Annotated in this window: 24 protein-coding genes; 7 read left to right on the top strand and 17 right to left on the bottom strand. The window is 68.6% G+C overall.

Annotation, left to right across the window (positions count from 1 at the left end; genetic code table 11):
* The first annotated feature begins 9 nt into the window (after nt 1–9).
* Nucleotides 10–603: a nitroreductase/quinone reductase family protein gene (locus tag AD017_RS33745; protein ID WP_082538536.1), complete on the top strand. Its 594-nt coding sequence runs from the start codon at nt 10–12 to the stop codon at nt 601–603.
* Here AD017_RS33745 and AD017_RS28545 read toward each other — a convergent pair.
* The 6 genes from AD017_RS28545 to AD017_RS28570 form a co-directional block, all read right to left on the bottom strand.
* Complete coding sequence (locus AD017_RS28545) at nt 528–1298, bottom strand: SDR family NAD(P)-dependent oxidoreductase (RefSeq protein ID WP_060576721.1); 771 nt, start codon at nt 1296–1298, stop codon at nt 528–530. The two genes, AD017_RS33745 and AD017_RS28545, sit on opposite strands and share 76 nt — an antisense overlap.
* Before the next feature lie 433 nt (nt 1299–1731).
* Nucleotides 1732–2553: an alpha/beta fold hydrolase gene (locus AD017_RS28550; RefSeq protein ID WP_082538538.1), complete on the bottom strand. Its 822-nt coding sequence runs from the start codon at nt 2551–2553 to the stop codon at nt 1732–1734.
* A 162-nt stretch (nt 2554–2715) separates the two neighbouring features.
* Nucleotides 2716–3336 carry a PaaI family thioesterase gene (locus tag AD017_RS28555; RefSeq protein ID WP_145986095.1) on the bottom strand — a complete coding sequence of 207 codons (621 nt, stop codon included), beginning with the start codon at nt 3334–3336 and terminating at the stop codon, nt 2716–2718.
* 157 nt (nt 3337–3493) lie between these two features.
* Entirely contained in the window at nt 3494–4303 is an 810-nt protein-coding gene (locus tag AD017_RS28560) for an N-acyl homoserine lactonase family protein (protein ID WP_060576724.1), read from the bottom strand.
* Between the two features lie 9 nt (nt 4304–4312).
* Nucleotides 4313–5236, bottom strand: a complete 924-nt coding sequence (locus tag AD017_RS28565; protein ID WP_060576725.1) for an SMP-30/gluconolactonase/LRE family protein — start codon at nt 5234–5236, stop codon at nt 4313–4315.
* Nucleotides 5233–5952 carry a nitroreductase gene (locus tag AD017_RS28570; RefSeq protein WP_227012965.1) on the bottom strand — a complete coding sequence of 240 codons (720 nt, stop codon included), beginning with the start codon at nt 5950–5952 and terminating at the stop codon, nt 5233–5235. The genes AD017_RS28565 and AD017_RS28570 overlap by 4 nt, the downstream gene beginning before the upstream one ends.
* A gap of 170 nt (nt 5953–6122) precedes the next feature.
* On the opposite strand from AD017_RS28570, the gene AD017_RS28575 reads away from it, so the two are divergent.
* The gene (locus AD017_RS28575; RefSeq protein WP_060576726.1) at nt 6123–7217 is read left to right on the top strand and encodes an LLM class flavin-dependent oxidoreductase; all 1095 of its coding nucleotides are present in this window, start codon (nt 6123–6125) and stop codon (nt 7215–7217) included.
* A gap of 60 nt (nt 7218–7277) precedes the next feature.
* Here the strand turns inward: AD017_RS28575 and AD017_RS28580 are convergent, their stop codons facing one another.
* Genes AD017_RS28580 through AD017_RS28590 form a run of 3 tightly spaced genes read right to left on the bottom strand, consistent with a single transcriptional unit; the run spans nt 7278 to nt 11398 of the window.
* Nucleotides 7278–7883 carry a TetR/AcrR family transcriptional regulator gene (locus AD017_RS28580; protein WP_060576727.1) on the bottom strand — a complete coding sequence of 202 codons (606 nt, stop codon included), beginning with the start codon at nt 7881–7883 and terminating at the stop codon, nt 7278–7280.
* A 6-nt stretch (nt 7884–7889) separates the two neighbouring features.
* Complete coding sequence (locus AD017_RS28585) at nt 7890–10196, bottom strand: CoA transferase (protein WP_060576728.1); 2307 nt, start codon at nt 10194–10196, stop codon at nt 7890–7892.
* A gap of 23 nt (nt 10197–10219) precedes the next feature.
* Nucleotides 10220–11398, bottom strand: a complete 1179-nt coding sequence (locus tag AD017_RS28590; protein ID WP_060576729.1) for an acyl-CoA dehydrogenase family protein — start codon at nt 11396–11398, stop codon at nt 10220–10222.
* Nucleotides 11399–11565: 167 nt separating this feature from the next.
* On the opposite strand from AD017_RS28590, the gene AD017_RS28595 reads away from it, so the two are divergent.
* The 4 genes from AD017_RS28595 (at nt 11566) to AD017_RS37100 (ending at nt 15515) form a co-directional block, all read left to right on the top strand.
* Nucleotides 11566–12723 carry an LLM class flavin-dependent oxidoreductase gene (locus AD017_RS28595; RefSeq protein ID WP_060576730.1) on the top strand — a complete coding sequence of 386 codons (1158 nt, stop codon included), beginning with the start codon at nt 11566–11568 and terminating at the stop codon, nt 12721–12723.
* 19 nt (nt 12724–12742) lie between these two features.
* The gene (locus tag AD017_RS28600; protein ID WP_227012907.1) at nt 12743–13756 is read left to right on the top strand and encodes a 3,4-dihydroxy-2-butanone-4-phosphate synthase; all 1014 of its coding nucleotides are present in this window, start codon (nt 12743–12745) and stop codon (nt 13754–13756) included.
* A gap of 119 nt (nt 13757–13875) precedes the next feature.
* Complete coding sequence (locus tag AD017_RS37560; RefSeq protein ID WP_060576732.1) at nt 13876–14604, top strand: class I adenylate-forming enzyme family protein; 729 nt, start codon at nt 13876–13878, stop codon at nt 14602–14604.
* A complete protein-coding gene (locus AD017_RS37100) occupies nt 14508–15515 on the top strand; it encodes an AMP-binding protein (protein ID WP_255389482.1) in 1008 nt (335 codons plus the stop codon). Before AD017_RS37560 ends, AD017_RS37100 begins: the two co-directional genes overlap by 97 nt.
* Here the strand turns inward: AD017_RS37100 and AD017_RS28615 are convergent.
* From AD017_RS28615 to AD017_RS28645, 7 genes are all read right to left on the bottom strand, one after another.
* Nucleotides 15493–16386: an alpha/beta hydrolase gene (locus AD017_RS28615; protein ID WP_082538394.1), complete on the bottom strand. Its 894-nt coding sequence runs from the start codon at nt 16384–16386 to the stop codon at nt 15493–15495. The two genes, AD017_RS37100 and AD017_RS28615, sit on opposite strands and share 23 nt — an antisense overlap.
* On the bottom strand, nt 16383–17165 hold the full coding sequence (locus tag AD017_RS28620) for an SDR family NAD(P)-dependent oxidoreductase (RefSeq protein ID WP_060576735.1): 783 nt from the start codon (nt 17163–17165) through the stop codon (nt 16383–16385). The genes AD017_RS28615 and AD017_RS28620 overlap by 4 nt, the downstream gene beginning before the upstream one ends.
* A gap of 11 nt (nt 17166–17176) precedes the next feature.
* Nucleotides 17177–17878, bottom strand: coding sequence for an ABC transporter ATP-binding protein (locus tag AD017_RS28625; protein ID WP_060576736.1), 702 nt, complete (start codon nt 17876–17878; stop codon nt 17177–17179).
* Entirely contained in the window at nt 17875–18657 is a 783-nt protein-coding gene (locus tag AD017_RS28630; RefSeq protein ID WP_060576737.1) for an ABC transporter ATP-binding protein, read from the bottom strand. Before AD017_RS28630 ends, AD017_RS28625 begins: the two co-directional genes overlap by 4 nt.
* A complete protein-coding gene (locus tag AD017_RS28635; protein WP_082538395.1) occupies nt 18654–19712 on the bottom strand; it encodes a branched-chain amino acid ABC transporter permease in 1059 nt (352 codons plus the stop codon). The genes AD017_RS28630 and AD017_RS28635 overlap by 4 nt, the downstream gene beginning before the upstream one ends.
* A gap of 1 nt (nt 19713) precedes the next feature.
* Nucleotides 19714–20586, bottom strand: a complete 873-nt coding sequence (locus tag AD017_RS28640; RefSeq protein WP_060576739.1) for a branched-chain amino acid ABC transporter permease — start codon at nt 20584–20586, stop codon at nt 19714–19716.
* Nucleotides 20587–20651: 65 nt separating this feature from the next.
* Entirely contained in the window at nt 20652–21860 is a 1209-nt protein-coding gene (locus AD017_RS28645; protein ID WP_060576740.1) for an ABC transporter substrate-binding protein, read from the bottom strand.
* 219 nt (nt 21861–22079) lie between these two features.
* On the opposite strand from AD017_RS28645, the gene AD017_RS28650 reads away from it, so the two are divergent.
* Nucleotides 22080–22832: an SDR family NAD(P)-dependent oxidoreductase gene (locus AD017_RS28650; protein ID WP_060576741.1), complete on the top strand. Its 753-nt coding sequence runs from the start codon at nt 22080–22082 to the stop codon at nt 22830–22832.
* Nucleotides 22833–22849: 17 nt separating this feature from the next.
* On the opposite strand, the gene AD017_RS28655 is transcribed toward AD017_RS28650, so the two are convergent.
* Entirely contained in the window at nt 22850–23464 is a 615-nt protein-coding gene (locus tag AD017_RS28655; RefSeq protein WP_060576742.1) for a TetR/AcrR family transcriptional regulator, read from the bottom strand.
* Between the last annotated feature and the right edge of the window lie 181 nt (nt 23465–23645).

Below are 23645 nucleotides of genomic sequence, written 5' to 3' on the forward strand. Positions count from 1 at the left end.
GGAGTGCCGATGGACGCCGTACCCGCCACCGCGGACCTGGCCCGATTCGAGGCCCAGATGCGAGGCACCGAGCCCGCCGATCCACACTTCGTCGAGGCCTTCAACGCCGCCGTGGTGGCCGAGCTACGCGCTCACGGTCAAGTCCGTGGCGATACGTCGGGCAGAACCCGCCTCGTCCTCGCCGTGCACGGCAGGCGCACCGGGCGGTTACGGGCGGTCCCCGTCTCCTATCTCGTGGTCGACGGCAGGCTGCTCGTGGTCGCGTCGCGCGGCGGCGCGGACAGACACCCGCAGTGGTATTGCAACCTGCTCGCCCACCCGTGGGTGACCGTCGAGCTCAACGGCCGCACCGTCCCGGCAAAGGCCCGGCCGACGTCCGGGACCGACCGGGCGGCGCTGTTCGCGCGAATCACTGCACTCGCGCCGCACTTCGCCGAATACCGGTCACGGACCACGCGGGAGCTGCCCGTGGTCGAACTCGTCGGGGTGACCCTCACCCCCGACGAGCTGACTGGGGCGGCACCGAGTCAACCAGCCGTGCGGGTACCGTCCACAGACAGTGTCGTGCCGCTGACGAACGCCGACTCGGACCCCACCAGGTAGCCGATCGCCTGGGCGACATCACGTGGGGTCGCCTTGCGTCCCATGCGCTCGGTCGAGGTTCCTGCCGAACCCCGCAATGCGCGTTGCTGTTCAAGCGAGCTGATCATCCTGCCCTCGACGCCGCTGGGACACACGGCATTGACCCTGATGGCCCGGTCCGCAACCTCGAGTGCTGCCACTTTCGTCAGCCCGATGACCGCGTGCTTCGACGCCACGTAGGCGGCCATCCCAGGTGACCCACGCAGGCCTCCCGAACTGGCGGTGTTGACCACCGAACCGCCCTCTGCCATCAACGGCAGCACAGCCGAGAGCCCGAGGAACACCCCGCGGACGTTGACCGCCATGACCGCGTCGAAGTCGGCGACGGTCATCGCCCCCAGCGGCGCGATCCGACCCTCGACGCCGGCGTTGTTGACGAACCCGGCAATCGTGCCGCCGCCCAGGTCGGCCGCCGCCGCGGCATAGGCCTCGACCTGCGCGAAGTCGGTCACATCCGCCGCGATCGCGGTGCCCTGCCCACCCGCCTCCCCGATCGCCTGCGCCGTGCGCTCGGCCGCACCCGGGTCCAGGTCAACCGCGACCACATGGGCACCTCGCTCCGACAGGAGCAGTGCTGCGGCCCGCCCGATGTCACCACCCGCACCGGTCACCACGACCACGCCGCCAAGGCCGCCACGGCCGCCGCGCTCGCTCATGTTCCTTCCCTCCCTCTCCCGACGAGACGTCCACGCCTGCGTCGACGAGACCCCGTGACCGGCCCTACCCCCACGTCCGACGGACGCCGCCATCTCTGTGCCGCGGTGGTGGCGCGCAGGCCCAGCGCTCGACGACCGATCAGTACCTCCGCCACCGCCTCCACCACCACGTCCGTCTCCGCCTTCGGTTCACCGATGACGACGTGCAGCCGGCGCGCAGCCCACCCTTGCCCGTCGCCCGCGACGGCTCTGTGTCTGCACTCCTCGCCGGTCAGGCCGAGTGCCTGCACGAATGCAGGCACCCCAAGCCGCACACCCTGTCTCGGCGAGAAGGATCGTCCGAAGCGGCGCCACCGAGTCACGCCGCGCCGTTCATCGTCGTCGGCGAGCCCCCGGCACCATCTCCGATACCGGTCGAATCCCGACCACCACCTCACGGGGGGTCGAGAGCCTCGACGAAGTCCCGGATCGCCGACGTGACCTGCTCGGGATGGCTCAGATTGGCGGCATGCGGTGCTCCCTCGATCAGAACAAGTCCGCGGCAGTCGCTCAGCCCGCCGGCCAAAGCCCGAGCCCGCTCCAACGGTGTCGACGCATCCGCCGTCCCGTGGATCACCAGCGAGGGCGGGACGATCTCGGGCAGCCGGTCGGTGAAGTCTTCCCGCCCAACAAGGGTGCGCACGGCCTCCTGGAAGCCGGCAGGATCCGCCGCCCGCCAGCGATCCTTCCAGTGCTCGTGGTCCACCCCAGGTCCGAGGATCAACCCAGCGACATAGTCGAGAACCTCATCCGATGGGCCATCGGCAGCCCAGTCCTCGGTGAGCCGGGTGAAACGCAGCCCGCTGTCCCTGGCCAAGCTGCCCGCTTGCGTGTCGAGGAAGACGAGCCCGGCAAAACGCTCGGGGGCAAGCACGGCGGCCCGCTGGGCCAAGATCCCGCCCTGGCTCATGCCCACGTGCACCACGCGCTCGATCCCGAGGTGGTCCAACACAGCCAGAAGGTCGCGCGCCGAGTCCCAGAACGTGAACGGGCCCACCGACACCGTTTCGCCGTGACCACGTTCGTCCCAGCTCACGCAGCGGTGGCGAGCAGACAAGGCCTCGACCTGGGGCCTGAACATCGTGCGATCCATGAACAAGCCGTGGGAGAACACGATCGGCAGTGCCCCGCCGCTCACCTCTCCTGAGTCCTCGAAGGCGAGGACGATGTTGCCATCGAACGGTAACGTCACCACGGGCTCACCTCGTTCGGTCATGTTCGAGCGTCCTATCGGGGAAACAACATCAGCGCTCACCACCTGGCCCGGGGCGCACCGGCGAAGAATCGCCAGCAGTCAGCTCGACACGACCTTCCGCTGGGTACGCCGGAATCCCGCCGTGCCGCCGCAAGCCCCCAGGGCGCCACGGCTGCGCACCGCTCACGCGATCTCGTCCAGATCCGACGGCCCGAACAGAGCACACGCCTGCCTCGCATCCAGCACGACGAAGCGGCCCTCCGCCTCCGCCAACACGACGCCCGGCTCGGACTCGCACTCGACCGTGCCGCGCAGGGTGAGGTGTCTGCCCGCGACGGCCTCCGTGGAGCCCGTGATCAGGAGAGGGACCCGCAACGGGACCGGAGCCCGATACCGGACGTTCAGCTTGCTGGTGACCACGGGTCGGGCGACCGAGCTGGCGACCCGACCGAGGATGTCGTCGAGCAGTGCCGCGATGACGCCGCCGTGCGCGTAGGTGAGCGGGCCCTCATAGGCGAGGCCGAGGACCGCCCGACCGACGCAACAACTCGAATCACTCGACCGAGGATCGAGCAGCATCGGCGGGGCCAACGGGCTGGCAAGCCCTGTCACCGGGTTGAACACCCGTATCCGGCCGGCGGGGTCGTCGACGACAGCAGGCTCGTCCACCGCCCGCTGGACGGCACCGAGCTGATCGGTCACCGCTCGGACCGATTCTGCCGCCGAGGCGAGTACCTCCTCCGGCACCTCCGACCCGACGAACGCCTCCGCCAGCTCGCGGATCGCGCCGCCGAGGCTGGTCACAACCTCCCGGCGCACCGCAGTGCGGTCCGGCACCCCGTCCGACAACTCGGCCCGCTCGCTCCCGACCGTCCCGGATGACCCGCTCGAGAATCCCAGGCCGGCCGTCGTGCATCGCACGACGTGCTCCGCGTGACTGCCCGACTCGGGCAATGCTCGCTCAGTCATAGCGCCGCTCTCGCTTGAGGACGGCGAAGTCGGCGGCGTCGTGTCCGTACACCAGGCGGGCACCGGTGCGGTTCACGAAGCTCTCCGTCCACCGCAGGCTGCGCCACCAGGCGGCGTGGTCGCGTTGGATCCAGCCCTGAGGACGCGGTTCGGCGAAGTTCTGCTCCAACGGGAACTGGTCCGAGGTCAGCAGGAACTTCCCGCTGTTGACCATCTCGGCCTCGAGCATCAACAGTCCGGGGGTGTGTCCCTGCGCCCGGTGCAACGTGATGCCGTCCGCGAACTCCCAACTCTCACCGTGGATCGGCTTCCAGTTGAAGGTGTGGTCGATGTAGTGCGGTAGGTAGGGCCCGAGGTCCTCCCCGGTCGCCACGGCGAAGAAGGCATTCTTGAGCTCATCTGCGTGCACATAGACCGGGACGTCGGTGCCACGGAAAACCTCCAGGCCGCCCGCATGGTCAAGATGCAGATGACTCGCGATCACCGCCTGGATGTCGCCGACCCCGTAGCCCGCATCCGCCAGGGCATGGTCGAGGTGGTGCTCGGTCTCGTAGCGTGAGGGCGCGGCCAATGCGTGCGCCTCCGGCGGCCACACCTCGTCCCGGTTGGGGGCGACGCCGAGCTCGTAGAGGATCGGTCCGAGTCGTGGGTGCTCCAGCACGTAAGCGCTCATGCTCTGCACACAGAGCGGATCCCGCTGCACCGGGTCAGCCGAGGTGACCATCCCACCACCCGCCAGCGCCAGCCCGGGATCGTTGGTCAGCTCGCCGAGGTCGAGCCAAGTCAGAGTGAGTCCGCCCATGATCCCGCCTCAGCCCGCGAACCGGCGCTCGGCGATGCCCTGCACCCCGAGGCCGTGCAGCGCCAGCAGGCTGCCGGCGATCGGTCCGTCCGGCGGCAACGTCATCGGCAGCGGAGGGTTCGCCATCGTGGTCACATAGAGAATGTCGAGGTCCGGCCCGCCGAAGGCGACACTGGTCGGCTTCAGGACAGGTGTGAAAATGCGGCGGTCGAGAGTTCCGTCCGGGGCATATCGGCGGATCTCCCCGGCGTAGACCGCGACGCTCCAGAGGTATCCCTCGGAATCGACTGTCGCCCCGTCCGGTTGCGCGAGCCCTGTGCTGCCCTTGTCCTTCTCCCAGCTGGCGAACGTCCGCGGCCGCGACACGGTGCCCGAGGCGGCGTCGTAGTCGAAAGCTTGGATCTCGTCGCGCCAGCTGTCCGACACGTACATCGTCGTGCCGTCGGGGCTGAAACAGGGGCCATTGGTGATCCCTATGTCGCCCTGGATCCTCTGAACCGTCAGATCGGTGTCGACCCTGTACAGCGACGAGCCTGCCTCAATCTTCCCGACCAACCACGACGACGCCGGATCGATGAGTGTGTCCTCCATGCTGCCGGTGACGAACCGACCCTGCCGATCCACCTTGCCGTCATTGAACCGGGAGGCACGGCCCGACTCGGGATCGGCGATCGGCGTGAGCTCCCCGGAACCGAAATCGAAGAGGTGAAAGCCTGTGGCCAGGGTCAGGAGGGCGCCACCGGACTCGCGCAGCGCCATGGCCCCGACCGGACCGGGCAGATCCCACACGTCGAGCTCACCGCCCACGGCGTCGCACCGCAGGATCGTGCCCTGGACGCTGTCGAGCCAGTAGAGGCGTTCCTCGACGACGTCCCAGATCGGGCCCTCGCCCAGCACGGTATGCGGACCCGCCACGATGCGGAACCTGGTCATCTCGTCTCCTCCGGAGGGCTGCCGCGATGGACTCGCAGCTCGTCAAGCGAAGCGCGGTCGGTGCGGAACGAGTTGGCCGGGTGGTCACGGTCCGGCCAGCCGAGCGCGATCCCACAGACCAGGGTCCGGTCCGCCGGGATTCCGGTGTGTCGGCGTACCATCTCCGGCCTGCTCACGACCGCCGCCTGGGCGATAGACCCGACCCCGCGCGCCTGGGCGGCGGCCAGCAGCAGCGACACGAAGCCGCCACAGTCGACGAGCCCGTAGGCGCCGAGCGAGGCGTCGGCGGACACGATCGCGACATGCGGCGCGCCGAAGAACCGGAAATTCTCCAACGCCTGCCGCGCGGTCGCCGCGCGGTCACCGGGCGCGGCGCCCACCGCCTCGTAGAGCGCCCACCCTGCGGCCCGCCGACGGGCCAGCGACTGACCCACATACCGCGGAGCACCCGCCTCGAAGGAGACAGCATGCGGATCGGTCTCGGCCGCAGCGTAAAGCTCGTGGCGGAAGCTCTCCACAGCACTACCGGAGAGGACGACGACCTGCCACGGCTGGGTGTTGCACCACGATGGTGCCTGTGCCGCGCTAGCGATGATCTCATCGATCAGCTCGACCGGGAGCGCTCCATCCCGGAACGATCGACAGCTGTGCCGCTCGGCGAGCACAGCGTCGAGCGCCCGGCTCCGGTCGGCGACGCCCGCCATATCGAGCTGCATTCGACCCCCTCAACCGACTAGTCGGGCGAGATTAGGACGAGGCGCCGGTGGGCGTCAACGGGACACCATCAGGGAGAGCACGGTGACGCCCATCGTTGACACCATCAGCGGACCGCTCGTAGCGTTCGCTCCATCCGACCGGTCGGTCGCCTCCAATGAAGGGGTTTGCGATGGACATCGTCTACGCAATGCTGTGGCAGAACTGGAACCGCGAGCGCGCAGTCACCGACTTCGTCCGCGACGAGATCTACCTGGCACAGCTCGCCGAGGACCTCGGCTTCGACGCGATCTCGAGCGTGGAGCACCACTTCGACCCCGAGTACTCAGCCTGCCCGGACAACTTCGTCGCGCTGGCAAACCTCGCCGCGAAGACCTCGACCATCAAGCTGGTCACCGGGGCCTGCATCCTCCCGTGGAACGATCCGCTGCGTGTGGTCGAGAAGTACGCCCTGCTGGACCACCTGTGCGACCACCGGCTCGTGGTCGGCTTCGGCCGCGGCCTGTCGCGCATCGAGTACGACGGCTTCGGCCTCGTCATGGACGAGTCGCGCGAACGCTTCGACGAGGCCGCGGACATGATCCTTCGAGGCCTCCGCACCGGTGTCGTCGAAGGCGACGGGATTTTCTACAAACAACCCCGCGTCGAGGTACACCCCGCACCACGGCCGGCACTCGCCGACAAGGTGCTGTGCGTGGCCATGTCGCCGGACTCCTCACTCGCCGCCGGCGACATGGGTGCCGACCTGCTCTGCTTCACGACCAAGAGTGACGAGGGCATGCTCACCCTGCTCACTCGCTACCGGGAGCGCTACACCGCGGCCACCGGTCGCGCGCCACGCCCGCAGCAGCTGCACGACTTCACCTACTGCGGCCCCACCGCGGACTCGGTGAGCCAGGCCGAGCTCTGGTTGGCGCGCTATTACCAGGAGGTCGTGCGGCACTACGACTTCGCCGGTAAACACTTCGCCGGCACCAGGGGCTACCAGCACTACGCCGAGAGCGCCGCCGAGATCCGCGAACAAGGCATGGACGAGGCGACCCGCAAGTACATCGACGTGCAGATGAACGTCGGGACACCCGATCAGATCCTCGAGAAGTTCGAGAAACGCGTCAACCTGCTCGGTACTATCGACCTGGGGGTGCCAGCCTTCTACGGCGGCATGAGTCGTGACCAGGCCGAGGCGAGCATGCGTCTTTACGCCACCGAGGTGATGCCGGAGATGCGACGGATCTCTGCTGCCCAGGAGACCGGCACCGCAGCCTGACCGCATGCGGGAGGGGCTGTGCCGACTCGGCGCAGCCCCTCTCTCGGTATCGGGTCCCGTTCACGAGCGCGCGATGCCACCCAGCACGACTGCACCGAACTGCTCGGCGATCTCCACCGGGCGGAGAGGGCCCCCGCGCGAGTACCACTGGTAGGCCCAGTTGCACATGCCGAAGATCCCCAGCGCCGTGAGCCGCGGATGCTGCACCTCCAGCTCACCGCATCGGGCGCCCTCTCGCAGCAACTCGACGAGCAGGCCCTCGTAGCGATCCCGCTTGTCACGGATCAGCTCCTGCTGTGCCACCGGCAGCTCCCGGTGGTGCTCGAAGAAGGCGCGCACGTGCCCGCGGTGGGACTCCATCAGCGACAAGATGTCCCCCATCGCACCGACCAGCGCATCGCGGTGTGTGGGGCCGCTGCAGCTGCGCTCGGCGAACTTGCCGAGCAGAATGTCGATGAATTCCTCGTGGATCTGGAACAGGATCGCGTCCTTGCTGCGGAAGTAGTGGTAGAGCGTCGGCTTCGCGATCTCAACGGCATCGGCGATCTGTCGCATGCTCGTGCTGGCATAACCCCGCTCGTCGAACAGGCGGGCGGCGGCGGCGGCGATGACATCCCGCCGCCGGTCCGCATCGCTGACGATCGGATCGGGTGCGGACACGGTCATGGTCCCTCATCCCTGTTCGATCGCACCGGCCGCTCTCAGCTCGTCCAGCCGCACATCGTCCAGCCCGAGCCGCTCCCGCAGCACAGCGGCGGTGGAGTCGCCCAACAGCGGGGCCGCGGTCTCGGCAATGAACGTCTCGCCACGCCACTTCCACGGCGAGTGGAACACCTCCTGGGCGCCCAGCCAGGGATGGCTCAGCGGAGACGACAGCCGCCTCGCCTTCGCCCAGTCACTCGCGGCCAGCCGCTCGAACGAGTCGACCCTTGCGGCATCGAGCCCGGCCGACCGCAACACAGCCACCGCGACCTCCGGGTCGCGGGCGGAGGTCCACGCCGACACCGCACGATCCGCCGCGGCGCGGTCCAGCCACTCCGGCCCGCCGAGAATCGACCGCAGCCGGTCGCGTTCCGCCGGAGTGCGAACGCTCAGGGCGACCCACTCGTCCTCGCCAGAGGCGCGGTAGGTCCCGTGCGGCCAGAACACGGCGTGCGAGCCACCGGGCACACGCGCGGCGCCGAAATGGACGTCCTCGATCAGAGCGGCGCGCGCGGTCGCCATCAGGCAGCTGATCTGGGCGACATCGACCCAGCCTCCGCGACCGGTTCGCTGCCGGCGCGCGAGCGCAGCGAGCAGGGCAGTCATGGCGTGCGCGGCACCGTTGGGGTCACCCAAGGACGGGTTGTACAGCCCGATGCGGTCCGCGGAGGAGTAGCCCACGATCGAGTCGACACCGGCCAGTCCCGACATCACCGGTGCATATCCGCCGAGCCCACGCATCGGGCCCTCCTGACCCATCATCGACATCGACAGCATGATCAGCCCGGGGTTGTCCATCGCCAGGTCGGCATAGCCCAGTCCTCGCCGGTCGAGCGCGCCGGGGCGCATGTTCTCGACGACGACGTCGGCGCCGGCGGCCAACCGACGCACCAGGTCGGCCCCCTCCTCGATCCCGATGTTGACTGCCACCGAACGCTTGCCTCGGTTCATCTGTCCGAAGTAAGTGCTGACCTCCAGATCAGGTCCCTCGATCGGTTCACCGTCGCGCACTGCCCGCCCCCGTGAACGAGCCGGATCCGGCCGGCTCCGGCTCTCGACCTTGATGACCTCGGCACCGAGATCGGCAAGCTGAGCGGTGAGCATCGGGCCCGACCAGACCCAGGACAGGTCGAGCACAGTCAATCCGGCCAGCGGTCGGGCAGCCGTGGGTCGCAACGGGACCGGTCCGCCCGCGGTTCCCCCGTCGACCACCCGCCAGGGTCGTCCTGGCCGCGTCACCGCACCGGTGTGATCTGACTCGACGAAGCCGTTGTGGGCGTACTGCTCGAGCTGAGCTCCCTGAGCCGGGGTCAGCACCTGAGCAACCGCGAACCCGTGCTCACGGCCGAGCTCGGTGATTTCCGCGCACGTGTGCGCCTCGGTCCAGGCGGAAACATGGCGGTCCGCCTCGTCGGCGTGCAGCAACGCCACGACCCGGGCGTCGGCGAACCGCCGATCCTGCGACCATGGCGGGTCGCCCATCGCCCTACGGAGCCCAGCCCACTCCCGATCGGTCCGACAGACCAGGGTCAGTTGCCCGTCCGAGCACCGGAACATCGCGCCGGGATAGAACCCGCCCGATCCGGTCGCACGCGGTCCGTCCCGCTTCCACTCCCGCCCAAACGGCAGGAACACCGCACAGATCTGCCCGACATACGAGGCGACGACATCGGCCGCGCTGACATCCCAGAACCCCGACGCGTCGGCACCCGACGCAGCGAGTGCAAGGGACAGGGACGCCGCAGCGGCGCCCTCGGTTCCGGACAGATAATCCGCCAGGTCGTAGGGAAGCGGCAACGGCTCTTGGCCGGGACGGCCCAGGCTCCAGCTCATCGCCGACACCGCCGACGCGGTGAGCGTGGAGCCCGGCTCGGCCTCGTGTGTGTTCAGAGACGGAGGCGACCACACCGCGTCGGCGCGCGCGGACAGATCGACCACCGGGCAGCCCTGCGGCAGTCGGGAGAGCACCTCGCGAGTGGCCTCCCGCCAGTGACCGTCGTGAGCATCGTCGTGACGGCTGTCCACCACGACCAGGTCCACCTCGGGAACCTGACCGGCGAGCAGGTCGTCGACCTGGATCGACTGTTTGCCCTCGTGGAGGGACTCGTGAAGCACCGAGGCCAGGCTCGGCAGGCAGTCTGCGGTCAGCGGAGCGTCCCACCGCACGACCTCGGCGCCGTGCAGCCGAAGGATCCGGCCGCAGTAGCCTCCGGCAACCCGGGTGGACAGTTCGAGAACACGGGTGCCGCTGAGCAACTCACCGGACACGTCGATCATCGAAGGCACGACGCCGACCTCGCTCAGTAGCTACGCGGGAGCCCCAGAGCGCTCTCCGCGATCGAGTTGAGGATCATCTGATTGTTGATCGGGGCGATCCGCTGCAAGCGAGCCTCGATCCAGTGCCGCCCGATGTGGTACTCCCGCGCGAACGAATAGCCACCGTAGGTCTGCATGGCGGCATCGGTCGCGGCCGCCTCCGCCTCCGAGGCGAGGAACTTCAGGCCGTTCGCCATCACGCCGACGGCGCGGCCGCCCTTCTCCTCATAGATCTCGATCGTTCGGCTCATCACCTCGCTAGCGGCGAGCACCTGCAGGTACGCCTTCGCCAGCGGGTGCTGGACCGCCTGGTTCTTGCCGATCGGGCGGTCGAACACGACCCGCTCCTGGGCATAGCGCGCCCCGTTCTCCAGCGCCCAGCGCGCAATACCCAGAGCTTCGGCCGAGACGAGGATCCGCTCACCGTTGAGGCTGTAGAGCAGATGGTAGAAGCCCTGATCGACCTCTCCGATCACGTCGGCGTCCGAGACGAACAGATCGTTGAAGAACACCTCGGTCGACGCGACGGCGTTGCGTCCGATCTTCGAGATCGCCTTGATGTCGACCGACGGGGCCTTCAAGTCAGCGAGGAAAAGAGTGAGTCCCTCACCCTTCCGTCTGCCCTCACCCGGCTCGCCCGTGCGGGCCAGCAACATGATCCGGTCGCCGCGCAGGGCCCCGGTGTTCCACACCTTGCTGCCGTTGATGAGCCAACCGCCGTCGACTCTGCGTGCGGCGGTCTTGATCCGAGTGGTCTCGGTGCCGGCGTCCGGCTCGGTCACGCCGAACGTGACGAACAGCTCCCCCGCAGCGATCTTGGGCAGGTGTTCCTTGCGCTGCTCCTCGCTTCCGAAAGCCAGCAGCGTCGGCACCGCCAGGATCGGGATGTGAACCGAACTCGCGGCGTTGAGCGCTCCGCCCGCCGCCGACACCTCCTCGAGGATCGCGGCCATCTGCGACATGGTTCCGCCACCGCCGCCGTACTCCTCGGGAACCAGCACTCCCAGATACCCGGCCTCGGCGAAGGCCTCGAAGAACTCCTGCGGGAACTCCTTGTCGAGGTCGTGCCTGTCCCAGTACTCCAGGGGGAACCTGGCACACAGCGACCGCACCGCGGCACGGAGATCCGCCTGGTCCTCATGTGCGGGAAACGACAGCTTCATGGCACTCCTCTCCGATGTCTCAGCCTGCGACGGCCGCTACATCGCCGACGCTAGCACGTCCGACCGGTCGGTCGGCTAGTCCTTGACTCGCCCTCGCGTCGCTGCCTAGCCTAGAACCCAACCGACCAGACGGTCGAACAGTCGATTCATGTCGAGGAGACTCTCCGATGGCCAAACACGAAGGTGCACTCCGTTTCGGTGCCTTCATCCCGCCCCACCACAAGGTTGGACTGGACCCGACCATCGGCCTCGAGAACGACCTCACCCTCATCGAGCACCTGGATCGTCTGGGGTACGCCGAAGCATGGATCGGCGAACACCACTCCTCGGGAGTCGAGACCATCGCCTCTCCCGAGATCATGATCGCCGTCGCTTCCCAGCGGACCCGACACATCAAGCTCGGGACGGGCGTGAGCTCGCTGCCCTACCACCACCCGTTCGTCCTGGCCGACCGCATCGTCCAACTCGACCACGTGACGCGTGGCCGCACGATGTTCGGTGTCGGCCCCGGCCAGCTGCTGCAGGACGCCACGATGCTCGGCATCGAGCCGTCTACACAGCGCCCGCGGATGGAGGAGGCTCTCGATGTCATGCTGCGACTGTTCGCCGGCGAGACGGTGACCGAGAAGACGGACTGGTTCACCTGCCAGGACGCCGTCCTCCAGCTCAAGCCCTACTCGGACTTCGATATCGCGGTAGCGGGCGCGATCTCCCCCTCGGGTCCGAGACTGGCAGGCAAGCACGGCGTCGGGCTGCTCTCGCTGGCCGCATCGGACCCCACCGGCACCGAGCGGCTCGCTGAGCACTGGTCGATCGTCGAGTCCGAGGCCACAGCAGCGGGCCACGCTGTATCGCGGGAGAACTGGCGCCTGCTCGGCCCGATGCACGTGGCCGAGACACGCGAGCAGGCCCGCAAGGACATGGAGTACGGACTCTGCTGGCTGATGGAGAGTCTGTCCCAGGTCACGATGAGCGGGCTGGACCGATTCGACGACGTCGACCACATCATCGACTACCTGAACGAGACGGGCCGCGGCTCGATCGGTACCCCCGACATGGCGGCGGCCCACGTACAGCGGATGCTCGACGCCTCCGGCGGGTTCGGCTGCTTCCTGTTCCGCGATTCCGACTTCGCTGCGTTCCCCGCCAAACTGCGCAGTTACCAGCTCTTCGCCGAGGAGGTGGCGCCCCGGTTCACCGGCCAGCTCGCCGCGACGCAGGCGAGCAACCAGCGGGTCAAGGACAGCGGCGGAGCCGGCGCGGTCGCGACTCAGCGATCGCAGGAGGAGGCGGCAGCCCGCTACGCCGCACAGCAGCGTGGCTGACCTCCCCCGCCGCCTCACCGTGGCGGGACCCGACCCGCTCCGGGCCCGTGAACGTGTCGGGAGGGCTGCCCAGGCCCTCGCCGACGGCGAGCCGGTGGTCGTCACCGCCGAGACCGGGGCCCACCTCGTCCTGGCAGCGCGCCGTGCCACGACCCCATGGATGGCGTTTCTGGTGCGACACACCGCCGGGCTCGTCTGCGTGGCGCTGGACGGATCTACCTGCGATCGGCTGCGGCTGGTCCCGATGGCGGTCGGTTTCACCGCCCACCGATCCACCGCCTACTGCGTCTCGGTGGACCTGCACGGAACCGGGACCGGGATCTCAGCCTCCGCCCGCGCGCGCACGGTGGCCGCGCTCGGCGATCCGGCCACGAAGGGTGCCGACCTCTGCCGACCCGGTCACGTCATCCCGATTCGCACCCGCGAACGCGGCGTGCTCGACCGCGCCGAGCCCGCCGAGGCCGCATCCGACCTGGTCCGCCTCGCAGACGGATCGTCTGCAGCGGCGTTGAGTGAGCTGCTCAGCTCAGCGCGCCCCGGGGAGGTCGCCACCCCGCACGAGGCGACCGCATTCGCCGATCAACACGACCTCTCGGTCGTGGCGATCGTCGACCTGATGGCCTACCGAGCGGCCGCCCCGGGCCGGGTCCGTCGAGTCACCCACACCGCCCTACCGACATCCCACGGCCCCTTCACAGCGGTCGGCTACCTCGACACCCTCGACGGCGCCGAGCACATCGTGCTGCTCATCGGCAGCCCGGACGAACACGATCCTGGTCTTCTACGCCTGCACCGCGAGTGCGTACTGGGAGACGTCCTTGGCTCCCAGGCCTGCGAGTGTCGCGCCGCACTGGCCGCTGATCTCGACGCCGTAGCCGCTGCAGGGCGCGGAGCCGTGGTCTACCTACGCACCGGGAGCAGGGAACTGTCGTGTGCCTCGTCGGCCGCGCCGCACGGCGCCGCCGGCGCGATCGTCGCGGATCTGTGTGGCGCCGCGACGAGCCCTTCCTCGGTTCAGGCGGACGCGGGCTGAGCCACGGCGTCGTTGACGCCGGAGGCGATCGGTCCTAAGTTTGGCTCCACAATCTTCTCCGATCTGGTGGCGCCACGTGATCATGGTCGTGACGCGTTCCACGAACGCCGGAGGTGGGCGTGACTCGTCCAGCGTCGTCGGCCGCGACATCGCCATCTGAGCCGTCGCTCGAGGGCGCGGCGCAAGCAGCTCCGCTCCTGCTCGATCGCCTCGCACACCGGGCTCACACCAACCCGGACGACCTGCTGCTCCAGGAGGTCGGGCCCGCCGTCGGCGACGGGCCCCGAACGGTCACCGCCGCCGAGTTGTGGTCGGCAGCACGCGCCCGCAGCGCAGTGTTCGCCGCCCTGGGGATCACGCCCGGCGAGCCCGTGGCGACGCTTCTCGGCACCTCCATCGAAGGGGTGGTCACCTGGCTCGGGCTGGCACTACTCGGTGCCCATGAGGTGCCCGTCGGGCCCGACCTCGACGGCGACATCCTGGTCCAGTCGCTACGCGGAGTCGCCCCACGTGTGTTGCTCGTCGAACCCGACCGCCAGTCCGTGATACCGCGCCTCGCGGCAGACCTTCCGGGGCTCGAGACAGTGCTCGTGCCCGGACCGGTCCCGCGCGAGGCTCACCCGCTCATCCGCCGTCTGCCCGATCCACCTGCCGTCCTGCCCCAGCAGGATGAACTTCCCGGACCGGGTGCGGTGGCCTGCGGAGTGCTCACCTCGGGGACTACCGGCCCTCCCAAGTGCCTCCTCGTCCCGTGGGGGCAGCTGAGGCAGATGTTCGCCGAAGCACTCGTCGTCGAACCGTCCCCCCGGGCGAGTCGGTGTTCGTCTTCACCCCACTCAACCACCTGATCGCACGAGGCCTCGTCTACCGGGCGCTGCTCCACGACCACGGGCGGGCCGTGCTACGGCGACGATTCTCCCGGTCGGACTGGTGGGCCGATGTCCGCGCCCACGGCTGCACGGAGGCGATCCTGCCTGCAGCCTCGGCGCACTGGCTGCTGGCGGCAAGACCCTCGGACGACGACACCCGCAATCCCCTCCGCAGGGTGATCATCACCCCGCTGATCCCACAGGCCCGTGAGTTCGAGGCACGGTTCGACGTGCCCGTATCGATCTCTTTCGGCTCGACCGAGTGCGGTATCCCGATCGCTTCCCGCACCCTGCCACCCGACCTGCGCTCCTGCGGTCGGGCCGTGGCCGGGGTCGCTCTTCAGATCGTGACCCCCGGCACCGACATCGCGGTGCCCGATGGCGAAGTCGGCGAGCTGCTGGTGCGCAGCGAGCCCGACAAGGTCAGTGTCGGAAGACTGGGCGGGGCACTCCCCCGCCGCGCAGACGGTTGGATCGCGACCGGTGACCTGCTGCGCCGGGACGGCGGCGGCTGGTACTTCTTCGAAGGCAGGCTGCACGATGTCATCCGGCGACGCGGCGAGAACATCTCACCCACCCCGATCGAGGATGCCGCCATCCGCGATCCCGATGTCCTGCTGGCAGTCGCTGTGCCCGTGCCCTCCGAGGTCGGCGAGGATGACATCAAGCTGTTCGTCCAGCCCCGACCGGGCCGCCAGATCGGCCTGGACCGGCTCGCCGGGCGCCTGGAGGGCGACCTACCCCGCTTCATGGTCCCTCGATACCTCGAGTCCCGCGTCGACCTGCCGATGACCCCTACCGGCAAGATCCGTCGCGCGCAGCTGCGAAGCGAAGCGGCGGTGGGTCCCTCGACCCTGGACCGCGGAGTCAGCCGGGCAGGCGGGCACTGACCCAGCCGGCGATCTCGTCCACCGCGCGTCGCCCCTCCGGCAGGAACGACCAGAACAACGGCCAGACGTGGATCATCGCAGGATAGACAGCGAGCGTTGCGTCGCCGCCCGCGTCAATGACCCCGCGGTGCAGCGCCAGGGCCTCGTCGTGCATGGCTTCGGTATCCCCGGTCAGGACCAGCAACGGGGGCAGTTCGGCGTAGCTGCCGAAGTACGGCGAGGCGTACGGAGTGTCGCGGGCCTCGCGCCCTCCCAGATACATGCCGCCGTGCAGAAGGATGCCTTCGCGGCGCACCACCGGATCCAGTTCACGGTTTCGTCGCAGCGAGTCCGTCGACGCCGTGAGGTCGAGCTCGGGGGAGATCAGCACCGCGCACCCGGGCCTGGGCCCTCCCTCGTCCCGCAGCGCCATCAACAGGCCCGTGGCCAGCCCACCACCCGCCGAGTCACCGATCACGGCGGTCCGGTCCGCGCCCCGTTCCGTGACGACGGCCAGGTAGGCCGCACGGGCGTCGTCGAGGGGTGCGGGGTAGGGATGCTCGGGCGAGAGCCGATAGTCGACGACCACGACTTCGCATCCGGCCGCGCGGGCGAGTGCCCCGGCGAGGCCGCGGTAACCCTCGGCCGAGCCCATCACGTATCCGCCGCCGTGCAGCAACACGATCGAGCGCGAGCTCTCGCCGGCGTCGACCCGCAGGCAGGGGACCCCGCCGAACTCCGTCCGCTCGATCGCGACACCGTTCGGGACCGGCAGCTCGGCCAGCATCCGCTCGTAACCGGCACGCTTGTCGGCGATCGTCGGGTTCGGCACCGACACCATGCTCGTGAACATGGAAACGGCTCGGCCGATCGGTGTCCGCGGGGCGGTCATGGGCGGTCGAAGGTATTGAAGTAGCCGGCAGTCAGCCCGCCGTCGACCGGCAGGACCGCGCCGGAGATGTAGCTCGCGGCGTCGGAGAGCAGGAAGAGCGCGGCGTTGGCCTGGTCCTCACTCCGTGCCAGCCGCGCGGCGGGGATCTTGCCGAGGAAGTTGCGCGCGATCGACGCCTCATCGTGCACCGAACGCAGCAGCGGTGTGTCCACGACCCCCGGGGCCACCACGTTGGCTCGGACTCCTCCCGGGCCCCACTCGATGGCAAGAGACTTCACCAAGCCGACCACACCGTGTTTGGAGGCGGCGTAGTGCGTGCGGTCGACGTGCCCGCCGAGCGAGTCCGTCGAACCGATGGCCACGAAGCAACCGCTCCCGCGCTCCAGCATGGCTGTCCCGGTCGCAGCGGCGGTAGCGAACAGACCGACAAGATTGACATCGATCGTCTCCGCGAACTCTCGAGCACTCATCTCCACGGCCCGCTTCGGCCGGGATACGCCCGCTGCGGCCACCACCCCCTGGATCGGACCGAGTTCTCGCTCCACCCGCCCCACGGCCTCGACGACGTCCTTCTCCTCGCAGACGTCGACCGGGTATCCGGCCACGGTCGCGCCCGTGGCCGTCAGTTCGTCGACGGCGTCGGTAACCGCGTCGGCGTTCAGGTCGAGTACCGCCACCTGTGCCCCCGCCGCGGCCGCCAAGCCCGCCGTCGCCCGGCCGATGCCCGACGCCCCGCCCGTCACCAGCACGGTCCGCCCGTGCAAGCCGAAGTCCACCATGTCTGCCTCCCCTAGAGCCCGAGGTACGACGCTTCGAGCGCCTGCTGATCCTCGGTCCTCGCCATGTCCAATGAGCGGGTGAACTCGCCGTCCTCCATGAGGAACACCTCCTCGCAGAGTCCGGTCAGCAGCTCACCGTTCTGCTCCATCAGGATCAGCCCGACCTCGTGGTCGGTGACGATCCCGCGCAGCGACTCGGTCAGGTTGTCCACCGCGATCGGGGAGAGCCCCAGAGAGGGCTCGTCGAGCACGATCAGCCCAGGCTCCTGGATCAACGCGCGGCCGATGGCAAGCAGCTGCTGCTCGCCACCGCTCATCGACGCAGCCGGTCGGTCCTTCTTCTCCCGAAGGACAGGAAAGCGCTCCTCGATCCGCTCCAGCCGCTCTCCGGCCTTTCCCGCGGCGTGGGCGGCCACCACCAGATTCTCGCGGACGCTGAGCTGGCCGAAGACCAGCCTGCCCTCCGGGACCAACGAGATCCCCGCGCGCACCCGGGCCCGCGAGTTCTGCCCGGTGACGTCCCGTCCGTCGAGGGTGATCGTGCCCGTGGTGGCCTTGATCGCCCCGGACAGGGTCTGCGCGAGGCACGTCTTACCGGCGCCGTTGCGACCGATCACCCCGATCGCGCCGGTAGACGCGGTGAACGCGGCATTCCGCACCACGTCCACACCCTCGCGGTAACCGCTGCACAGGCCCGTGATCTCGAGCTTCATCCGGTCACCTCGACGTCGAACTTGGCCGCGGACCGACCGAGATAGGCCACCTTTACCTCCTCGTTCGCCAGGACCTCCGCGGAGGTGCCCGAAGCGACGACCTTGCCGAAGTTCAGCGCCTGCATCCGCTCGCACACCGCGGCGACGAGCCGCACGTCGTGCTCGACCAGGCACACGGCGAGATCCGGTCGGGTCGCACGCACCTTGTGGAGTGCTTCCACCAGCTCTGCACGTTCCTCCCGGCTCAGCCCGGCTGCCGGCTCGTCGAGCAGCAGCGCCTTCGGCTGGGCGAGCAGAGCACGTGCCAACTCCGCCATCTTGCGGACGCCGTAGGGGACAGAGTCCGGGAGCAGGCCCGCGGCATCGGCACAACCGAACAGCTCCAACATCTGGTGGGCGGCCTCGTCGACGGAGGAGCCGAGGGCGACCCCGCGCCGTTTCGCCAGGTCCGCACCCAGCAGGACGTTCTCGTAGATGGTCAGCGTCTCAGCCAGCTGGGGGTGTTGGAAGGTCCGGACCAGGCCGCGCTTGGCCACCCTCCGGGGCCCGACCCTGGTGACATCGTGCCCATCCAACGCGACTGTGCCCGCGCTCGCCATGTAGATGCCGCTCAGGACGTTGAGCAGCGTCGTCTTACCGGACCCGTTCGGTCCGATGAGTCCGGTCCACTGCCCCGCGACCAGCGTGATGTCCACCTCGCTGAGCGCGCGCACGCCGCCGAACCGCATGTCGATGTCAACGGCGCGCAGAACCGCCGCGCCGGCGGTGCTGTCGCTCACGACCTTCCCCTCCCGACCAGGTGCCAACCGCGGGTCAGGAGCCGCTCGCCCAACTCAGCGATGCCCTTCCCGCCCGCCAGCAGCGCCACGATGATGATCACGCCGAACAGGACGGACGTCGCAGTCGCCGGCACGATGTTCTGCAGCCACAGCGGAAGCCCACCGACGATGATCCCGCCGATCCAGGCCCCGGTGGCGCTACGGGTGCCGCCGATGAGCCCACCGACGAAGACGAGGATCGACATCATGATCGGCCATTGGCTGGAGCTGACGTAGCCGACCGCCAACGCGTAGAGCGCTCCGGCGAGACCGCCCAATCCCGCAGCCCAGGTCCAGACCGCGACCTTCACCAGAGGGATGTTCGCGCCGAACACAGACGAGGCCGACTCCGCCTCGCCGACGGCGATGGCGACCCGTCCCGGCTTGCGGTGCAGCAGCCACAGATGCGCCAACCCCACCAGCACCATCACAGCCACGACGAGAACGAGCATGCCCGGACGAGACCCGGAGAACCGCAGTCCGGCGAAACCTGCGTCCAGCGAGACCTGCCTCCCGGCGTCACCGCCGGTGATCGGGGTGAGGTAGTTCGTCAGGTCGATGATCGAGAACGCCAGCGTGAACGTCACCAGGGCCGTCGCCAGACCGGTCAGACGCGTGGTCGGCACCGCGAACACCGCGCCGATGCCGGCGGCGACCACGAGCGCCAGCAGCATCGCCACGAAGACGTTCAGCCCGGCCTCAAGCGCCAGCATGGTCGTGTAAGCACCGAAGGCGATGAAGGCACCACCGCTGAGATTGATCTCCTCGAGAGTGGCCGCGATGGCGTTGTTGCCCAGGATCGCCACCGCATAGACGGTGGAGAAGATCAGGCCGTAACGAAGGTTCGCCGGCCCGGCCAGTCCGATGATCAGGACGAACGCGGCGAAGAGCAGCAGCGTGGCGTGGCGCAACCCCAAGAGGTCGCCGCGGCCGGTCGAGACCGACACCCTCCGCCGAAGGGCGGCATCGATCTCGCCACGAGAACGCGGCGTGCGCGAGACGGTCGGAGCAGACATGTCACACCCTCTCGAGCCGGCGCCTACCCAGCAGGCCGGCGGGACGGAAGAGCAGGACGAGCAGGACGAGCGCGTACATCGAGAAGGTCACCAGCGAGGGCTGGGCATAGGCAGCGACGAGATTGGTGGCCACGCCGATCACGATCCCCGCGATCAGCGCGCCGAGAATGCTCTCGAATCCGCCCAGAACGACCGTCGCAAAACCGAAGACCAGGAAGGCGTTCACGGTGGTGGGACTCAGCCCGTAGATCGGGGCCACGAACAGGCCGGTGACCCCGGCCAACCCGCCCGCGATGACCCAGCTGAAGTGCTTGAGCCCCTTGCCGGACAGCCCGATGTGGGTGGCCGCAGCCTCGTTGTCGTTGACCGCCCGCATCGCGACGCCGGTTCGGGACCGGGAGAAGAACAGTCCGATGCCGAGGAACAGCAGGCCCGAGATCACCGCCGAGATCACGTCTGCGGTGGTCAGGGTGACCGGTCCGAGGGCGAGGGCCGGCCCGGACCCCGCGGACGGAAAGCCGCGGGCCTCGGTGTTGAGCGTGACGGCCTCGATCCCCTGGATGGTCAGACCCACACCGACCGTCGCCAGCGCAGCAGGCAGCCTGCCGAAGCGCTCGATCGGGACGACGATGAAACGTCCGATCACACCGCCGAACACCGCTCCCAGCACGACCACGAGGATCGCGGTCAGCCAGTAGGGCAGGCCCGCGGAGTAGCCGAAGAGCCCGATATAGAGCGCCGCGCTGGCGATGTCACCCTGCGCGAAGCTGACGTAACCGGAGGTGCGGTAGATGACCACTAGCGCCGCACCGACAAGCGCGTAGACCAGCCCGAGCGTGACACCGAGGATCACACCGGTGAGGAAAATGTCCACAGGAGCCTCTCGTGAATCGGGAAGGGGTAGCCGGGCTCAGTGCCCTGACCGCCACGCACTCGTCGTCAGGCGCCGGAGACGAAGGGGTTCGGCTTGAAGGCGTCGGCCTCGACGTAGCTTCCGCCGGGCCCCAACTTGCTGATCGAGGATCCGTCCGGGCCGGTGCGGTCCGTCCCGGTCCAGGTCAGGTCGCGGATGTAGGCGGTGTCGATCTCGATATCCGAGCCGGCGGCGAGCACCTGTGCCGCGGTCGGCAACGAGCCACCGTTGTCCGTGACGGCCTTCTGCAGCACTGCGGCGACTGCGTCAGCGTTCGTCCAACCGATCATGGTGTTGATGTCGTGGATATCGCCGTTCTGCGCCTCCACATACCTGCGGAAGTCCGCCGCCTCCGCGCTGTCGGGGAGGATGAACGACGTGCCGAAGTAGATCCGGTCGGCGAGCGCTTCACCCATGATCTGCGGCAGCGACGGGGTGGCACCGGCGAAGGTGGCGCCGTAGTCGGGCTTGAATCCGATCCGCTCGGCGGAGTTGAAGATCTTGGCCATCACCGAGGGCACGTGATTGATCATGACAAACTCGGCGCCCGAGTCCTTGAGCTGGGCGGCCTGGGCGTCCGCATTTGTCGCTGTCGCGCTGTACTCCACCTCGGCGACCGGCGTCATCCCCATCTCCCTGAGCTGCCGTTCGACACCGTCCTTGATCGGCAGGCCGACGGCGTCCGGGGTGTAGGCGACCGCGATCTTCGTCTTGCCCAGAGTCTTGACCGCGTACTCGACCACCCGACCCGCCAGCTCGTCGTAGGCGGGCTTGTCCAGCCGGAAAGGCGAGTCCGCGGCTTCGATCAGCGGCGTGGAGGAGCCACCGGCAAGTGACAGGATGCTGTTCTGGGTCAGATACGGCTGGACTGCCGCACTGTCCGCCGATCCCAGTCCGAGGGTGGCCACGACCTCGTCGCTTTCGACCAGCGTGCGCATTGCCGCGGGCGCCTTCGCAGGGTCGAGTGCATCGTCGGTGGTCACGAACTCGACCTGATGACCACCGATGCCACCGGACTCGTTGAACTGGGCGAAGCGTGCCTTCGCCCCTGCCTCGACCGCGGGCCCGCTGTTGCTCCCCGCCGCCGTGTAGGACAACATGCCGCCGACCTTGATCGGCTCGCCGGATCCGCCGGATCCGGATTCGGAGCCACCACAGGCGGCGAGCACGACCGCGGCGATGGTGACGACTGCCCCCAGGACCGAGGAACGACGTGCACGGAACCGAAGGTTCATGATCTCTCTTCTCTGAGCGGAACGACCAACGGTGAACCGAGGGCGGACTCGACCGCCCGGTCGGATGCCCCGCAACGCTAGGGATCACCTCAGAATGAGTCAACGCCCAAATCTGCCTCGACACGCATCGAGCAAGGAGTCGACCCTTGACCGCAAGAGGCGCGCGAGCCACCCTTCGACCGACTAGCCGGTCGAGCTAGCGCACTCGAGGAGGACCTCATGACCGCCAGTACCACGGAGGCCACGGTCACCCTGGTGACCGGCGCGGCGAGCGGGATCGGCAACGCGGTAGCCAGCCGCGCCGCCGAGGCGGGTCACCGCGTCGTGGCCGTCGACATCGACGGGGACGGTCTCGCCGCACTCGCCCGGAGCATCGGACCCGAGCGGACACTCGCCCTCGACGCGGACGTCACCGACGAGCAGGCCGTCGCGGACGTCTTCGCGCGGGCGATCGCCGAGTTCGGCCGAGTGGATCTCCTGCACAACAATGCCGGCGTGCTGGACGCACTCGGCCCCACAGTCGAGGTCTCCACAGAGCTGTTCGATCGGACGATACGAGGCAACGCCCGCAGTGCCTTTCTCGTGCTGCGGGAGTATCTGCGGTCCGCCGAGCGATTGGGTCACGGCGGCGCGGTGGTCAACACAGCTTCAGCCGCAGGACTCAAAGGTTCGGCGAACCTCGCCGCCTACACCATGAGCAAACACGCGGTGGTGGGGCTGACCAGGTCGGTGGCCCTGGAGGTCGCCAGCCACGGGATCCGCGTCAACGCCGTGTGCCCGGGTCGGGTAGACACACCGATGGTCACAGCCCTGGAGCACATCGCTCCACAGGCGGACGAGATCGCCGCCCGTCCCATCGCCCGCATGGGCACTCCCGACGAGATCGCCGGACTCGTGCACTGGCTACTCGGCCCGGAGGCTTCGTTCGTGACCGGCGCCTGCTACGCGGTGGACGGCGGGCTCTCGGCCTGATCCATCGGCCTGATCCATCAGCGCTGCCGGGCAGTGACTCCGTTCACGAAGATGTCGTAGAACCTCTCGGCGAACTCCTGTCCCCTGACAGGACCGCCAGGCTGATACCACTGATACGACCAGTTCGCCATACCGAACAGCGCTAGTGTCGCGGTGCGGGGATCAATCCCGCGGTAATAGCCCTCGCGGATCCCCTGCTCGATCACGGACATGACGAGCTCGTCGTACTCACGCTCACGTTTGCGGACCGGCTCCAGGAACTCCGGCGGCAGCCGACGGGAGCTTTCGAAGAAGACCCGAATGTGACCGGGGTAGTCATCCATCAGCTCGAACAAGTCGGACAAGATCCCGCGCAGCATCACATCGGGGCTCGCCTGCGCCGCGATACGAGCGCGCAGCCCGGACAGCAGCGGCTCGATCGTATTGACGTGGATCGAGTAGAGGATCTCGTCCTTCGACGCGAAGTAGTGGTAGAGGCTCGGCTTGGCCAGCCCGACCTCTTCGGCGATGTCGGTCATGCTGACCTGGTCGACACCGCGCCGGTCCAGAAGCAGCGCCGCTCGGTTGACGATGTCAGTCCGACGCTCCTCGGCCTTGGACGCCGTCACTTCCTTACGGCTCTGGTTCGCCATCTCACCGTCGCTCTCGCATCTTCGCCCGGTCGGTCGGGCACTGGGCCTGGGCAGTGAACCGTACCCGCCCCGCTCGTGTCCAATTCGCTACCACGCCGAACGCGGGGGGGGCCAGCCGATCCCAATTGACCCGGCGAGGCCGGCGGATTAACGTCTGACCCGACCGACCGGACGGACGATG

This window comes from Pseudonocardia sp. EC080619-01, from assembly GCF_001420995.1.
Classification (GTDB): Bacteria; Actinomycetota; Actinomycetes; order Mycobacteriales; family Pseudonocardiaceae; genus Pseudonocardia.